General features: G+C 36.9%; 22 protein-coding genes. 7 read left to right on the top strand and 15 right to left on the bottom strand.

Annotated features, from left to right (window positions below):
* Positions 1–60: 60 nt before the first annotated feature.
* The 4 genes from sspO to HOO54_RS11850 all read left to right on the top strand — a co-directional run bounded on the left by sspO (position 61) and on the right by HOO54_RS11850 (position 1,509).
* On the top strand, positions 61–207 hold the full coding sequence (sspO, locus tag HOO54_RS11865) for a small acid-soluble spore protein O (RefSeq protein WP_172295467.1): 147 nt from the start codon (positions 61–63) through the stop codon (positions 205–207).
* Positions 208–233: 26 nt separating this feature from the next.
* Complete coding sequence (locus HOO54_RS11860; RefSeq protein ID WP_172295465.1) at positions 234–380, top strand: small acid-soluble spore protein P; 147 nt, start codon at positions 234–236, stop codon at positions 378–380.
* Between the two features lie 92 nt (positions 381–472).
* A complete protein-coding gene (locus HOO54_RS11855) occupies positions 473–853 on the top strand; it encodes an Hsp20/alpha crystallin family protein (protein ID WP_172295463.1) in 381 nt (126 codons plus the stop codon).
* Between the two features lie 227 nt (positions 854–1,080).
* Positions 1,081–1,509: a DUF2621 family protein gene (locus tag HOO54_RS11850; protein WP_172295461.1), complete on the top strand. Its 429-nt coding sequence runs from the start codon at positions 1,081–1,083 to the stop codon at positions 1,507–1,509.
* A 30-nt stretch (positions 1,510–1,539) separates the two neighbouring features.
* Here the strand turns inward: HOO54_RS11850 and HOO54_RS11845 are convergent, their stop codons facing one another.
* Both HOO54_RS11845 and HOO54_RS11840 read right to left on the bottom strand, forming a co-directional pair.
* A complete protein-coding gene (locus tag HOO54_RS11845; protein ID WP_172295459.1) occupies positions 1,540–2,040 on the bottom strand; it encodes a CcdC family protein in 501 nt (166 codons plus the stop codon).
* Between the two features lie 62 nt (positions 2,041–2,102).
* The gene (locus HOO54_RS11840) at positions 2,103–2,468 is read right to left on the bottom strand and encodes a response regulator (protein WP_172295457.1); all 366 of its coding nucleotides are present in this window, start codon (positions 2,466–2,468) and stop codon (positions 2,103–2,105) included.
* 420 nt (positions 2,469–2,888) lie between these two features.
* Here HOO54_RS11840 and HOO54_RS11835 point away from each other — a divergent pair, with 420 nt between their 5' ends.
* Positions 2,889–3,059: an aspartyl-phosphate phosphatase Spo0E family protein gene (locus HOO54_RS11835; protein WP_172295455.1), complete on the top strand. Its 171-nt coding sequence runs from the start codon at positions 2,889–2,891 to the stop codon at positions 3,057–3,059.
* A 68-nt stretch (positions 3,060–3,127) separates the two neighbouring features.
* Here HOO54_RS11835 and HOO54_RS11830 read toward each other — a convergent pair whose 3' ends face one another.
* The 6 genes from HOO54_RS11830 to yneA form a co-directional block, all read right to left on the bottom strand.
* Positions 3,128–3,346, bottom strand: a complete 219-nt coding sequence (locus tag HOO54_RS11830; RefSeq protein WP_172295453.1) for a YneF family protein — start codon at positions 3,344–3,346, stop codon at positions 3,128–3,130.
* Between the two features lie 84 nt (positions 3,347–3,430).
* Positions 3,431–3,871, bottom strand: a complete 441-nt coding sequence (gene sirA, locus HOO54_RS11825) for a sporulation inhibitor of replication protein SirA (protein WP_172295451.1) — start codon at positions 3,869–3,871, stop codon at positions 3,431–3,433.
* Positions 3,872–4,038: 167 nt separating this feature from the next.
* On the bottom strand, positions 4,039–6,042 hold the full coding sequence (gene tkt / locus HOO54_RS11820) for a transketolase (protein ID WP_172299513.1): 2,004 nt from the start codon (positions 6,040–6,042) through the stop codon (positions 4,039–4,041).
* 169 nt (positions 6,043–6,211) lie between these two features.
* A complete protein-coding gene (locus HOO54_RS11815) occupies positions 6,212–6,445 on the bottom strand; it encodes a DUF896 domain-containing protein (protein ID WP_172295449.1) in 234 nt (77 codons plus the stop codon).
* 11 nt (positions 6,446–6,456) lie between these two features.
* Entirely contained in the window at positions 6,457–7,149 is a 693-nt protein-coding gene (locus tag HOO54_RS11810) for a YneB family resolvase-like protein (RefSeq protein ID WP_172295447.1), read from the bottom strand.
* A gap of 20 nt (positions 7,150–7,169) precedes the next feature.
* Positions 7,170–7,481 carry a cell division suppressor protein YneA gene (gene yneA, locus HOO54_RS11805; protein ID WP_172295445.1) on the bottom strand — a complete coding sequence of 104 codons (312 nt, stop codon included), beginning with the start codon at positions 7,479–7,481 and terminating at the stop codon, positions 7,170–7,172.
* 156 nt (positions 7,482–7,637) lie between these two features.
* Here yneA and lexA point away from each other — a divergent pair, with 156 nt between their 5' ends.
* Entirely contained in the window at positions 7,638–8,261 is a 624-nt protein-coding gene (gene lexA, locus HOO54_RS11800; RefSeq protein ID WP_172295443.1) for a transcriptional repressor LexA, read from the top strand.
* Positions 8,262–8,485: 224 nt separating this feature from the next.
* Entirely contained in the window at positions 8,486–8,914 is a 429-nt protein-coding gene (locus HOO54_RS11795) for a DUF6892 domain-containing protein (RefSeq protein WP_172295441.1), read from the top strand.
* Positions 8,915–8,996: 82 nt separating this feature from the next.
* On the opposite strand, the gene HOO54_RS11790 is transcribed toward HOO54_RS11795, so the two are convergent.
* The 7 genes from HOO54_RS11790 to HOO54_RS11760 form a co-directional block, all read right to left on the bottom strand.
* On the bottom strand, positions 8,997–9,836 hold the full coding sequence (locus tag HOO54_RS11790; protein ID WP_172295439.1) for a thymidylate synthase: 840 nt from the start codon (positions 9,834–9,836) through the stop codon (positions 8,997–8,999).
* A gap of 102 nt (positions 9,837–9,938) precedes the next feature.
* Positions 9,939–10,763, bottom strand: a complete 825-nt coding sequence (locus HOO54_RS11785) for a prohibitin family protein (protein WP_172295437.1) — start codon at positions 10,761–10,763, stop codon at positions 9,939–9,941.
* Positions 10,756–10,899, bottom strand: a complete 144-nt coding sequence (locus HOO54_RS11780) for a hypothetical protein (protein ID WP_172295435.1) — start codon at positions 10,897–10,899, stop codon at positions 10,756–10,758. Before HOO54_RS11780 ends, HOO54_RS11785 begins: the two co-directional genes overlap by 8 nt.
* 139 nt (positions 10,900–11,038) lie before the next feature.
* Complete coding sequence (locus HOO54_RS11775; protein WP_309244871.1) at positions 11,039–11,329, bottom strand: hypothetical protein; 291 nt, start codon at positions 11,327–11,329, stop codon at positions 11,039–11,041.
* 76 nt (positions 11,330–11,405) lie between these two features.
* Positions 11,406–12,212 (bottom strand): DUF2935 domain-containing protein, encoded by an 807-nt coding sequence (locus HOO54_RS11770; RefSeq protein WP_172295433.1) that lies wholly within the window; start codon positions 12,210–12,212, stop codon positions 11,406–11,408.
* A gap of 660 nt (positions 12,213–12,872) precedes the next feature.
* Positions 12,873–13,403, bottom strand: a complete 531-nt coding sequence (locus tag HOO54_RS11765) for a stress response protein YvgO (RefSeq protein WP_172295431.1) — start codon at positions 13,401–13,403, stop codon at positions 12,873–12,875.
* Positions 13,404–13,679: 276 nt separating this feature from the next.
* Entirely contained in the window at positions 13,680–14,036 is a 357-nt protein-coding gene (locus tag HOO54_RS11760; protein ID WP_172295429.1) for a hypothetical protein, read from the bottom strand.
* Positions 14,037–14,059: the final 23 nt, after the last annotated feature.

Below are 14,059 nucleotides of genomic sequence, written 5' to 3'. Positions count from 1 at the left end.
AAATACATTTTTTTATACGACAGTTTATGCTGGGATATACTACGACATGAGGTGATCACATTGGCAAAACGAAAAGCAAATCATGTCATAAACGGAATGAATAATGCCAAACGACAAGGGAATGGAGCTGGATATATTGAAAATGATCAGCACATCCTAACTGAAGCCGAACGTCAAAACAATAAAACGCGAAAAACCAATCAATAATTGAATAGTCAGGAGGTCTAAAAACATTGACAAACAAAAATGATGGTAAAGACATACGTAAAAATGCACCAAAAGGAGATCAACCAGGTCAACCTGAGCCGCTGAGCGGAAGCAAAAAAGTAAAAAATCGAAACCATACAAGACAAAAGAAAAACGCCCACCATGATTTGTAATCGTTTCATGATCCGAGCTGGTCTTCATCATTTCACAAGTAAATAAGAGCCCGCATAACTTATCAAAAGCATAAGTATGGAGGTATGCCTCGATGAAAAATGCTGACCAGTTTGATTTTACTGAATTTGATGATGAATGGATAAAACAGTTTGTTGATGATCCTTTCATCCTTTATGATGAAACAATTCCAATTGATTTGTACGAAACAAGTACAGAATATATAATTGAAGCAGATTTAGCTAAAATAGATGGACAACAGCTTTCCATGACTTTTTTAGATCATGATTTTACTCTGGCTGTTAAAACTTCAGAACAGCTATATAAAAAAACGCTGTTGCTTCCTTTTTTTCTAAATGATAAGCAAATTGAAACCGAATATCAAAATCAAATACTTGCCATTAAAATCAGCAAAGAAACAAATAATGATGCAAATCATGAAGAACCTTCTTTTTCTTTCAATTTTCTTTTGTAAAAAGAAAACCTTGTCTGAGTTCAAATACCCAGACAAGGTTTTTTTCCGTTCACCCGTCAAATATCCTCTAGCAACTCTCCATGGCCTTGGAATAAGAGTGGCTATTCAATAGATTATGCTCGGGAATATGGTTTTGAACAGGCATCTTCACCAAATTATACTTCTTTTTCTATGTTCTTCTAAAACACGTTCATGTAAAATAAAATATAGACAAAGGAGGATGAGAGATGCTAGAAGGATGGATTTTATGGCTGATGCTTTTGTGGATTGTCATGATGATCGTCTTCTTATCGATCGGTGGATTTTTTATGTTTCGCAAATTTTTGAAACGTCTTCCTAAAGAAGATGGATGGTCAGAACTTGACTGGCAGAATTACTATATTCAACAAACAAGACATTTGTGGAAAGAAGATGATAAAAAACTACTAAATGAACTTGTAATGCCAGTTCCTGAGTTGTTTCGTGATACTGCTAAAGCAAAAATTGCTGGAAAAATTGGTGAGCTTGCTTTAAAAGAGGACAGCCATTCTATTAATGAAGACCTAATCATCAGAGGCTATATTATGGCTACACCAAAAAAAGACCATCGCTTCTTAATGAAACACTTAAAAGAAAAAGATATTGATTACACCCCATATCAAACGCTCTTTAAATGATAAAACCTTTCCAAATCTTCAGGAAAGGTTTTATGTTAATTGATTCTGTATATTGTTCGATGTTTCAAGCTGACTTGACAGCTTTTTAAAAGATAAATACATAGCAATCCGCCAAGGAACAATCATTCCAAAAGCGAGAATCCAAAACATTCCGCTCAAAGCACCATAATCAATCGATGTACTTAAAATGCTTTTCAATCCGATCCGAATGACGAGCAAAGCAATTAAAATAAACACAAAAGCTTTTGAGCGCTTCATGTAAATTTTATCTTCCCTAATTTCAAATTTTGAAGTTTTAATCAGGAAAATTGAAAAAATCATTCCGACAGAGATCGCTTCAAAAAATTCTGCCAAGGTCACATGAAACATTGGAGATAGAAACATAAGAGCTCCTGTGCTCATAAAGATCGGAGGCAGTATAATTTTTCTTGCTGTGGCCGGTTTATCAGACGACTTTATTCTGATTGCCATGACAATGATAGCCATCAACACTGCAAATATCGATGAAACCACAACCATCATACATATCACCCCTATGTTTTAGCAAATTTTCTCTAATTGTTACTATACGCCATCACGGATAAAAAAACCAATTATGAGTTTCCCAAAACAAGACGGATTGCTTCAATCACTTTTTCCCCTTCAAAGGGCTTGACAATAAAGTCCTTCGCTCCCGCTTCAATTGCCTCTACGACAATTCTCTGTTGGCGCATTGCCGTACACATGATCACTTTTGCTTTCGGTTCAATTTGAATCATGTCTTTTAAAGCTTCAATACCGTTTTTGACAGGCATCGTAATATCCATAATCACTAAGTCAGGTTTCAGCTCTTGATATAGCAAAACGGCTTCTTCACCATTTCCGGCTTCCCCTACGATTTGAAAATTTTCTGATTCAAGTATTTCTCTCATTTTATCTCTCAAAAATCTCGCATCATCAACAATTAAAACCCTTGTCATGCTCCCCTCCAAAACAACTGTCAATTTTTACAGTGAATAAACTCTATTGTAACAAAAAATGCAACAAAACGAAAAGGTATTCGTCATATTCAAATTCGTGAAAGAAAACAGAAAATCGAACAATAATATCTTGAAAGGTAAGATCTATATGTAGCATCCGTTTTTTTGATCCAACCTTTCAGGATGAATTGCTGACAACGGTGATTCCTTTTTACAGAATTCGTCTGCTGTGACATTTATATTTCAATTTCCTAACATATCACCAAAAAAGATTTTTTTCCTTCGAATTCCTTTATATAATCTATTTTAACAACCTTTACTATTCACTTGTATAATTGAAAAGAAAACCATATATGGATATAATAGCACTAACTAGTAAGTATCATTAAAAGATTTTTACAGGAGAAAGGATAAATTCCGGTGACGAAAGAAAACCTGCTTCATGAAATTGAAGAAAAAAGAAAAGAACTGGTGAATATTATCATGACAAATGGCATGACTTCTCATATCACCATTCAACATAGCCAGCAGCTAGATAATCTTCTCTTAGAATACCAAAAGTTATCTCTCGGTAGCACGCAATCACCATAAATCAAAATAAAAAACCCAGAAAGCGGGTTTTTTATTTTAACCATGTTTCTTCTATGTCAGAATTTTAATTATTTCGTTTGATTTTCCATGGCTTTCATCATTTGATTAATTTTCTTCTGCGATGGTTTCATACCCATCTGCATCATCATCATTCGTAACATTTGTTCATTAATCGGCGGATTTTTTTTCAAATAATTCATCATATATTTGCGAGCAATAAAAAATCCAAGCGCTACACCTGCGAGCAAAGCGATTATGCCCACTAGGATGACAACCCATAAATCCATTTAATTTCCTCCTTCATGTTGTCTCGTATAAAGTGTACTAAACCAAAAGCTATTATACAACATAAACAGCCCAAATTCTTTCTTTTAGACAAAATTTCTTTCTTTCACGGGGTTTAACCAACCATATCGTTCCATACCAAAATCCATAGCTAGAAAACACGGGCTGACTTTACGCAATATTTCAAAAAATACGGTTTCTGCTTCAAAGGGGCCTTTTGCCAAAATTTCAATATAGCGATCTTTTATAATAAAAGAAACACTGCCTTTCGGAACCATCAATTTGTATATACAATCCACCTGTCGATATTCTTCCCGACTAAGATTCATTTTCAGTCTTTTGTGTATGTCAGAAATCGGAATCGGCTTAGTAATATATTCTATTTGTTTGGCTGCCAACTGAGATTTCTTATGATCAAGGTTTGTCCAATGATAATCATAAAAAAGCTTAAACACCGCGACTTCCCTTCCAAAATAGTGACTGGCAAATTCCTCTTCTATTAGATACGTATAATAATGACGCTCCAACTACTTCTCATCCCCTTCTGTAAACATTTTAGTGAATATATGTCTTCTATTATACAAAAGGGTGAACAAAATAATTGTCTGTTGATGATAAGAGAAGGAACTAATTTTGTCGAAAACAGAGAAAAGAAGGAATGATATCACATCATTCCCTCCTCAATGAAATTACCTTATTGATTTAAGAGATTTTTAACCCGCTCAGTGACATTTGCAGCGGTAAAACCATACTCTTCCATAATCTTTTCACCTGGAGCAGATGCACCGAATTGATCGATTGCAAGAATATCACCATAAGTGCCTGTATATCTGTCCCATCCAAGTGGTGAACCCATCTCAATCGCAAGACGTTTTTTCACATCTGCAGGAAGAACAGCTTCTTTATACTCGGCGGACTGCTTCTCAAAACGGTCCCAAGAAGGAACACTGACCACTGATACATCAATACCTTCTTTGAGCAGCAGACTTTGTGCATCAATTGCAAGCCCTACCTCTGATCCGCTCGCAAGTAAAATTGCCGCCGGCTTATCATTCTGACTCTTGGACACAACATATGCCCCTTTTTCTACACCTTCATATGCAGCAGTGACAGGTTGATCAATCGTTGGTAAATTTTGACGTGTCAATACCAAGGCTGTCGGCTGATTTTTAGATTGTACAGCAAGTTTCCAAGCTGCTGCTGTCTCGTTTCCATCGGCAGGTCTTATGACAGACAGATTTGGAAGTGCGCGAAGTGATGCAAGCTGCTCAATTGGTTCATGTGTCGGTCCGTCTTCTCCAACCGCAATACTGTCATGGGTAAATACATATGTGACAGGAAGCCCCATTAAAGCCGCGAGGCGTATTGCAGGTCTTAAATAATCTGAGAAGACAAAGAATGTACCTGCAAATACTCGAAGACCTCCATGCAGAGCCATTCCATTCAATGCCGCACCCATTGCAAATTCCCGGACACCAAACCAGATATTGCGACCGGTGTAGTCTTTTGCCGAGAAATCACCGCCGTCTTTGATTGTCGTTTTATTAGAACCTGCTAAATCGGCAGATCCACCAAAGAAAAATGGAACTTGTTTAGCAATTCCGTTTAGAACTTCTCCTGAAGAAGCACGGGAAGCAAGACTGCTGCCTGTTTCATAAACCGGAATTTCTTGATCCCAACCAGCCGGAAGCTCTCCTTTTATACCTAACTCCAGTTGTTGTGCCAAATCTGGATAAGCTTGTTTATACGCGGAAAACAACTCATTCCATTCCTGTTCCTTTCGCTTACCCGCTTCCTTAACTGTTTCATTAAAATGTTCATACACTTCAGCAGGAACATAAAAATCTTCTTCATAAGTCCATTCATAAGCTTCTTTTGTCAACTTGGCCTCTTCTTCACCAAGAGGAGCTCCATGAACGCCGGAAGTTCCTGCGCGATTTGGAGAGCCATAACCGATTGTCGTCTTGACTTCAATTAATGTTGGCTGATTCTCATTTTGTTTCGCTTTTTCAATTGCAGCCGTGATTTCATTAATATTATTTCCATCTTCTACATATAAGACTTCCCAGTTCATTGCTTCAAAACGTTTTTGAACATTTTCGGAGAATGAACGGTCTAACTCACCATCAAGAGAGATGTCATTAGAATCATAAAGGACAATAAGACGACCAAGTTTTAAATGTCCGGCAAGTGAAGCAGCTTCAGATGATATCCCTTCCATTAAATCTCCGTCACCGCAAATACTATAAGTATAATGGTCAACAACACGATATTGATCTCGGTTGTAAGTTTCAGCCAGGTGGCGTTCTGCCAGCGCCATTCCGACAGACATTGCAATTCCTTGTCCAAGCGGACCAGTCGTAGCATCTATCCCTGGAGTATGTCCATATTCAGGATGGCCTGGTGTTTGACTTCCCCATTGACGGAAATTCTTCAAGTCATTCATTGACAAGTCGTAACCGCTTAAATGAAGCATGCTATACAAAAGCATAGAACCGTGTCCTGCAGATAATACGAAGCGGTCTCTATTAAACCAATTTGGATTTTCTGGATTGACATTCATCAGTTTTGTCCAAAGCGCATAAGCCATTGGAGCAGCCCCCATCGGCATACCTGGATGACCTGATTTCGCTTTTTCAATAGCGTCTATGGATAGCGTCCTAATTGTTGCGACAGATTTCAACTCAATTGTTTTCATCATAAATCACCTTCCAATATGTACTTTACTACATACTTATCATAAATCTCCCCAACAGTTTTCACAAGCTTTTCAACCTAACAAGCTAGATAAAAAGTGATGAATATTTGACAAACCTTTAACAGTAGTCTATACAAAAAGGAATACAATATTGAGTATTCCTTAAAAATTAATGTAAACCGCGGTTTGTTTTTTCTTTTTTTAGTTTTTCAGGGGTTACATCATTACCTTCAGGATCTACGATTGTCACGTTTTTTAGTGTGTTTTTCATAGATGTACGGACACCCTTTAAATATTCTTGGCGAAGCTTCTGCTGTTCAGCTTTTTCTTGATCTGTCAGAGAACCGGTTTTTGATTTTCTGGCAAGTTCATTAATTCTGGCTATTTTTTCTTTAGAAATCATCATAAACTCCTTTAATTTTGTTTATCACTCATACTACTAAATCCATTTCCGTTTGACAACTCTTGTGTACTCTCTTTAAACTCCTGATAGCGCCGGTGAACAGTCGCTTTCGAGATGCTGTACCCAAATCCTCTTAATACAGCAGCAATTTCTGCAAAAGTTAGTTTATTTTCTCGCAACCTAATGATTTCGGAAAGGGGCGCTTCAATTCTCCCTCTACCTGATCCTTCATGGCGGTTCTTTAAATTCTTTTCCGGCCGATAGCCGTTCTCCACCGCTTTTTTCATTCCTCTTTTTATTTTTAAGTTGTGTATTTTCCGTTGGTATTCTTCAACAATGCTGACGATCTCCAAAACCATTGAATCCGCTTCTGAAAGCTCGAGTTTTCCTCTATGAGACAACGTATAAATTTGGACCCCTTCTTTATATAAACAGTGAAGCAGAGCAATTTTCGCATTTCCTCTACCAAGACGTGTATCATCCTGAATTAAAACCATATCAACAGCAGAGTTCTTAATTTCTGCAAGAAGATCGAAAACACCATCGCGATCCATATCATATCCGCTCGCTTGTTCAGAAATAACTTTAACAATTGTCATTCCATATTCGTTAGCAAGAGATGTAAGTTCAGCTTCCTGCCGCTTCAAGGAGGTTTCCTGCTGTTCCTTCGTTGTACTCACTCTCGTGTATATAATCGCATTCATAGAAATCCCCCATATTCTACTTATTCTACAACTGCCAGCTGGTCTTGATTAAAATGCTGTTTAGTTACTGGAAGGATCAAAACATCACCAGGTTTAATGACAGATGTGGATAAATTGTTGTGATCAGCAACCCACTCCACGAATTTCTCCCTATCTGTCCCTCTCAAACCTTCAATGCAATCTGCCAGTTCCCACAAAGTATCCCCTTCTTGAACTTCTATTTTAACATATTGTTTGCTTTCCTCGATCTTAGTGGCAAATGACAAAAATAGAACAGAAAAACTAATCACAACAGTAAACACAACAACGAAAATTATCGATTCATTTTTCATTTTCATCACCTCAAACAGAATATTTGTTCGCCTTTTGTGTCATCAGTATAAATGCGAACAAACGTTTCTGTCAAACACTTTTTTCGAACCTATGTTTGTACTTTGAGGAAAAACATGCTATAATCTACCTAAAATCGACGTTTTGAGGTGCAGAACATGACGAAACTATCAAAAAGGCAACTTGATATTTTGCGTTTCATAAAAGAAGAAGTCAAGCGCAAAGGTTATCCGCCATCTGTAAGAGAAATTGGTGAAGCGGTCGGCCTTGCCTCAAGTTCAACCGTACACGGCCACTTGGCAAGACTTGAAACAAAGGGATTGATTAGACGAGACCCAACAAAGCCGAGAGCAATCGAAATACTGGATGCAGAAGAAGAGATACATATTCCGAAAAACCATGTGGTCAATGTGCCTGTCATCGGAAAAGTAACGGCTGGAATACCAATTACCGCTGTTGAAAATATCGAAGAATACTTTCCTCTACCTGATCGCTTGGTTCCACCTGATGAACAGATATTTATGCTTGAGATTATGGGAGAAAGCATGATAGATGCGGGGATACTTGATCAAGACTATGTGATCGTCAAACAACAGAATACGGCAAATAACGGAGATATCGTTGTTGCAATGACTGAAGACGATGAAGCGACCGTCAAACGTTTCTTCAAAGAAGCGACGCATATACGACTCCAACCGGAAAATCCAACAATGGACCCTATTATTTTGCAAAACGTGAAAATCCTTGGAAAAGTGATTGGGGTTTTCAGAACTGTTCATTAATCATCTAAGGCTGCCATAAGTGGCGGTCTTTTATTTTTCAAAAAAACAAAAAACAGGTTCATATCCACTCTCATTTAGAGGTATGAACCTGAAAAAAGGAATTGCTGATAAGCTTACAAAACCATTATCTCTTATGTCAGTTTGGTAGTCAACAAAAAAGTTGAATTAAGGAAACTTTTTAATCGTAAAGTTATAATCAAAGCCAACATTACTATGAAAAACATATGACACCATATCATTGGAGGAACAAAAGTGGAATGTTTAAAGATTTTAATTTTAAATTAGTCGTCATCGAATCTTTATTAGATAAAGAGCCGCGATTTCTAGAGGAATTGACAGACTTAATACAAAAGTATTCCAATCATTTTGAGTGGCATACTGGGGCTGGACCCATTCATAAAATCAAGGAATATTTAGAAGCGTTGACTTTGGAAATGAGTGATTTGCAAAAAATTGAATACCTTTGCTTTGATGGAGGGAATGAAATTTATCATATCTTAAAGCCGGATTGGGATGGTGAGGACCGTTTATTTGATGTTGGATCTGTTGAAGGATTTCAGCATCTTAAAAATTTAAAAACAGTTGATTACATTTCAATGTGTGAGCCGCAAGTATTAGAGCCATTTAAACAAGCAGGCATTAACATTCAGTAGTTTTTCGGATCATAAGAAGTGAGACTTTGATAAATGGAGTAATAATCAAAAAACAGGCAGAATCACTGCCTGTTATCTTCTTTCACACTGCCACTTCAAAAGTCAGTTTGTCCCCATGTTTATAATGAATAAGTTTAAAGTCATCAATCGTGAAGTCATAGAAATTTTTAATCTCTGGATTGATCCACAGCTGTGGAGCTTCATATTGCTCTCGCTCAAGCTGAATCTTTAAATTATCGATATGACGGGTGTAAACGTGGCAATCTCCTATATTGAAAATGTAATCACCTAGTTCATAATTTAAAACTTGGGCTATTATACGCTGCAAAACATTATATTGAAACACGTTAAACGGATTGCCCAATGCCATATCATTGCTTCTAGCTCTCACTTCAAGAGATAATTTTCCTTCTTTCACATACCATTGTGTTTCATATACACAAGGTGTCAGTGCCATTTCATCTAATTCATCCGGGTTCCATAACATTGTAATGTGTCTGCGTGATGAAGGATTATGCTTTAATTGATCAAGTAAATAGTCCACCTGATCGACTTTTTGTCCATTTAATGTTCTGTTTTTCTTTCCCAATTGGTAGCCGTACGCTGAACCGATCGTACCATCATTGCGCTTCCATTGGTCCCAAATATGAACTCCCATATCATTAAGTTTTTCAACATTGTTAGACTTAAGTTGCCAAATCCACAGCAATTCTTTTATAGCTGTTTTCCAGGCCACTTTTTTTGTTGTTAAAATCGGGATTTCCGTGTTATCAAATTGCATTTTTTGACTGATGATACTTACGGTATGTGCCGGTGTTCCATCTGACTCCCACCGTGTCCTTACTTGATCTTTTTCGTCTGAAATGCCATGTTGAATAATTTTGTTAATCAGTGTATTGTATTGCTGATCATATTGGCTCATCTTATCCACTCCTCTTACCCTTATTCAAATGATATGAATAAAATGAGATTTTTTCAATAGAAAAAGTTAATGTGCGGGACAGTGCAGGACAAAGCTCTACACCTACTTGTCATCTTTCGGTAACTGTACTAATGAATTGGAACCGGTAGCCTTAGGCATTTTCCCATCCCATTTTTGAATCCATTGATATTGAATCATCTCATCTGACATTGATTTTTTAATAATTTCATTGTATTTGGCAATTCCTTCGGCTTCAATTTTTTTCTTTTTGGCTTCAGCCTTGGCAATTTTAAGCTCTGTTTGTTTTCTTTCTAATTCTTGCGATGATTTGACACGAGTATCAATTGCTTTTTGAGTTGCTTTGTCAGGCTTTGGAACCCCAAGTGTTAAATCATCGATTACAAACCCAAGCCTCTTCATATCATCAGCAAACGTTTTTTGCACTTCTGCTGCAGCCTCGGATGATTTTTGACCGTATGTATCGATAACTGAATATTTCGATATCGATTTTCTCGCTGCATCCCATAACCTTGTTTTTAAATAGCTGTTTTCAATAGAATTAACATCTACCGCACCAAATTTATTAAACAACTCAACAACTTTGTCAGGTTGAACAACATAGTTATAAGCAATATCCATTGAAATATTTTTACCGTCAGATGTTGCCACTTGAATATTTTGATTACTGACTGTCTGCATACGTACAGGATACTTTGTTACTTTATCAAATAGTCCGACAAGATGCCAGCCCTGATCTAGCGTTTCTGATTTAACCCCACCATTTGGTGAGTACACGACACCAACATAGCCATTTGGAATTTTTTCAATAAAAAACGCAGCCAGCAATCCTCCGATAATAAGTGCAACAGCAACAATCATTCCACCAAGAAGCGCTTTGTTTTTTGGTTTTTTTTGTTTTTCATTCATCATCTTGATCATCCTCCAGTGTTTTTTTTATTTTTCGTGCTCCGTTACCGATTCTTTCAAAAAGCGGGCTTAACATCAGCCATACCCCAAAACCTATTATGATGAGCAATATGACTGAACCAATCATCACTTTCACTGATCACCCCTCCTTTACTTTTATTTATTTTACGTTCATATGAACTTGAAAGTTTCATTTTTTGATAAAAAGCATACTAAAAAGACAGATTCAATATCTTACATATCATCTGCCTTGTTCATTGTATTTCATCCCGGTATCATTTTAGTTTTTGATATTCTTGAATAAAATGCTCCGGATCACTGCATATTTCATATGGGTACACCCCTTGATTTGTATGAAGATAAAGCAATCCGGTTGTCGAGAGCGGTCTGTACGATATATCAGTGACATGTTCTAATTGAAATCGATGGGTTGCTGTTATGATGATGTCTTGATATAAGTAAAGGTCGTACTGTTTTTTTTGATATTGTTGCTGGTTCAAATCTATAGTACGCTCAACCTTATAATAACTGATCATGGAAATCGCATGTTTATCATCTTTTTTCACCTTGATACCTCCATACCCCGTTCTGCTGATTACATGTTAACTTTTTCACCAGACAAGGTCAAAGGTATGAAAAAATCTATTTTTTATTTACTTGCAATCTTGGTTTTGCAGGGTTACATGTTGGCATTTCCGTATTTGTTGATTCTGCGATTTTCATTAAATAATAACACTCTTCCCTCATCATATGATCTGCCATCAGTGCTGAAAATGTACTAAGCATTTGATCTGTCAGTTCTAATTCTTCTACTTCATTTAGAAATGTCCTAAACAATTCAATTTCTAACTTAACATCCTTATTCATTTTTCTGAGAGCAGGAAATGATTCTAAATTGGCTCTAAGGTAACCTGTCAGTTCAACCGATTTTAAATAAAACTGTTCAAAATGTTTTGCAAATCCTTTGCTCGTTTTTTTCAATCGCTTTTCAACAGCGTCCAAATTATCGGCAATCGCTCCCGCATGTCCGGCTGCATCCATAAGCCATAACATATGATGATGCAATTCATGGAAAACAGGCGGAACCTCCTGTTTTTTTAAATATTTGATCACGAGCAAATATTCCTCAAGTTCATTGACCATATGATTGATAAAGGTTGGTGAAAGATGAATTGTAATATCACCTACTAAATGTCTTTTAATGAGAGAAAGTTTAAATTTTCTCAAGGCCAGAACGTATTCTTCAACTTCCATTGTTATTGAAAACAATTCATCTGAGGAATTCACTTTTTTAAGTAATGCATCGAAAATCTGTTTAAACTGTTTTGCTTTCTGAATATCTTCCTTCTCTTTTTCGGCTAAAGAATCGAGAATAAAACGCGCATGATCACCCAAAACCTGCAACCAAAATGTATGTTCGAAGATAGCTGTTTCTTTATATGTTTTCAATATGACTCCCCCTAATCAAACATTCTTCCTTCACTATGGCTATTCACCATTCATTCAAATTATGATCAGGGGCAATATTTCTAAAAATGAGGTGGTGGTGCATGCTTTTTTAATCAAAGGCAGTGTATCGTGTATATATGGAGGTGCTGGACTTAATGGCAAAAGGTTGTGGCTGTGCCCTTTCGCCCGTTGCCCTGTGGCATTCTCATTCCCTCTTGAAACCTTTTTTCTCTAAATTCCGTGGGAAGATAGTTAGAACGACAACGTTCAACTCTTCAAATTAGCCAAGACAGACATCTTTGATTTGGTTGTTTCGCGTCCTTAGGATCAGCATTTAAATTAGCTGGAAAAACCAGTGAATTACCCAGTTGCACTGATGTTGTCAGCGGTCCAGCGCTTTCCCGCACTGTCTGCCATATATATCCCGTATGTGGACTTCAGATTCTTTTGCATCCTTATCCACATACGTTGCCTCTTATATGATTTCTGTCCGTCAGACCAGATTTTGCCTTAAGCTTCCTTCCGATTCCACAGTTGCTTTTGGCTATATGCTTCCGCTACCAGGTCGCACTCGGGACTTTCACCCGTTAGAGTTCGCCCATGCCGGGCGAACAAAAAAGGTGTACAGTTTACCTGCACACCTTCAACGATCGCTACTACTTAAGGTTTACGGAATGTAACATGTTTGCCATTTCGGTTAAACCACCCTTTAAAAGCCCAGTTAATCCAGCCGCCATCTCCTTGGTTTGTGAACTCTCCGTCTTCAAACACCCAGATTCCATAAATGACGCCATGATAGTTAGCAGATCCGTAGAATTTGACTCCTTTTAATCTATTTTGATAATTTTGACTTAAGTTAAAAACCATGACATTATATCTTTGTCCTGCAGCATAAAAAGCTGATTCCATGCAATTTTTGACGAAGCCGCTGCGGTTAGCGCTTTGTACGATAGAATCTCTAATTTGATTTCCAATTCCTAGAAGGTCAAGGTTGATATTAAGGTTAATAGCTGACGTTTTGAATTTTTTGCTTTCAAATTTTAGTGGTTGATTAACATGTGATGGCAATGACGTAGATGGCAACGATTTAACAGCAGTGTCCATTTGTTTCGTTTCTTTAGCTTCTGCCAAATATGGAAGACAAGATAAACTAATCACCAAGGCTGTAATGAAAGCTAACATTTTTTTCATTTTATACCCTCCCAATTAAATTGCCATTTTTCGAAAATCAAATGATCTACTAGACAAACATTGACAGCTATTTCACTTAACTCCCTCCCTTCTTGTAAAACAAGCATAACGAATTTTTTTCATAGAAGAATGAGGAAATACAACTATTTTCCAATAAACCAAAGAGATTACATTTCCATACAATGGACACAAAATGAGAACTGATAGGTAGAGAGGATGATTCGGGGATTAGTCTTTTTGAGCTGTTCGGCACTGTTCACTTTTTGAATTATCCATCTATTCAAATTCTTCTAACTTTCTTTTCATATGGAGCTTCAAAGCGGCTTTCCAATACCTAGAGATACCCTGCTTAATTCCTCCTTCTTCCGTTTTAATATAGTAAGGATATTCAACAAACATATCATCACACACCACAACATCTTGGATTTTCACATGTTCTTTTCTAAGGTAATCATTGAGTTGTTTTCTAAGCAAAAAAAGTTTTTTTAGTTTCTCTTCAAAATCATTAATAAGCTGCATGTTTTGACTAGAATCGTCTTTACCCATTTTTGTTTCTAAAGCATGTATGCATAAATCAGTAATGATTTTTTCGTGTATGGCTTTTGTCAGTTGATCAGAAATCATTGGTTTCATATCAAACATCACCTTAAAAATTT

This window comes from Bacillus sp. WMMC1349 (assembly GCF_013155385.1).
Classification (GTDB): domain Bacteria; phylum Bacillota; class Bacilli; order Bacillales; family Bacillaceae; genus Bacillus.
The sequence above is the reverse complement of the archived record's forward strand: the minus strand, read 5'-3'. Positions and strand labels throughout refer to the sequence as shown.

Excerpts from the sequence above, each read along its gene's own strand:
- HOO54_RS11855 (WP_172295463.1), top strand. The coding sequence starts at position 473 with ATGAAAAATGCTGACCAGTTTGATTTTACTGAATTTGATGATGAATGG.
- HOO54_RS11850 (WP_172295461.1), top strand. The coding sequence starts at position 1,081 with ATGCTAGAAGGATGGATTTTATGGCTGATGCTTTTGTGGATTGTCATG.
- HOO54_RS11840 (WP_172295457.1), bottom strand. The coding sequence starts at position 2,468 with ATGACAAGGGTTTTAATTGTTGATGATGCGAGATTTTTGAGAGATAAA.
- HOO54_RS11830 (WP_172295453.1), bottom strand. The coding sequence starts at position 3,346 with ATGGATTTATGGGTTGTCATCCTAGTGGGCATAATCGCTTTGCTCGCA.
- tkt (WP_172299513.1), bottom strand. The coding sequence starts at position 6,042 with ATGAAAACAATTGAGTTGAAATCTGTCGCAACAATTAGGACGCTATCC.
- HOO54_RS11815 (WP_172295449.1), bottom strand. The coding sequence starts at position 6,445 with ATGATTTCTAAAGAAAAAATAGCCAGAATTAATGAACTTGCCAGAAAA.
- HOO54_RS11810 (WP_172295447.1), bottom strand. The coding sequence starts at position 7,149 with ATGAATGCGATTATATACACGAGAGTGAGTACAACGAAGGAACAGCAG.
- yneA (WP_172295445.1), bottom strand. The coding sequence starts at position 7,481 with ATGAAAAATGAATCGATAATTTTCGTTGTTGTGTTTACTGTTGTGATT.
- lexA (WP_172295443.1), top strand. The coding sequence starts at position 7,638 with ATGACGAAACTATCAAAAAGGCAACTTGATATTTTGCGTTTCATAAAA.
- HOO54_RS11795 (WP_172295441.1), top strand. The coding sequence starts at position 8,486 with ATGACACCATATCATTGGAGGAACAAAAGTGGAATGTTTAAAGATTTT.
- HOO54_RS11790 (WP_172295439.1), bottom strand. The coding sequence starts at position 9,836 with ATGAGCCAATATGATCAGCAATACAATACACTGATTAACAAAATTATT.
- HOO54_RS11785 (WP_172295437.1), bottom strand. The coding sequence starts at position 10,763 with ATGAATGAAAAACAAAAAAAACCAAAAAACAAAGCGCTTCTTGGTGGA.
- HOO54_RS11765 (WP_172295431.1), bottom strand. The coding sequence starts at position 13,403 with ATGAAAAAAATGTTAGCTTTCATTACAGCCTTGGTGATTAGTTTATCT.
- HOO54_RS11760 (WP_172295429.1), bottom strand. The coding sequence starts at position 14,036 with ATGAAACCAATGATTTCTGATCAACTGACAAAAGCCATACACGAAAAA.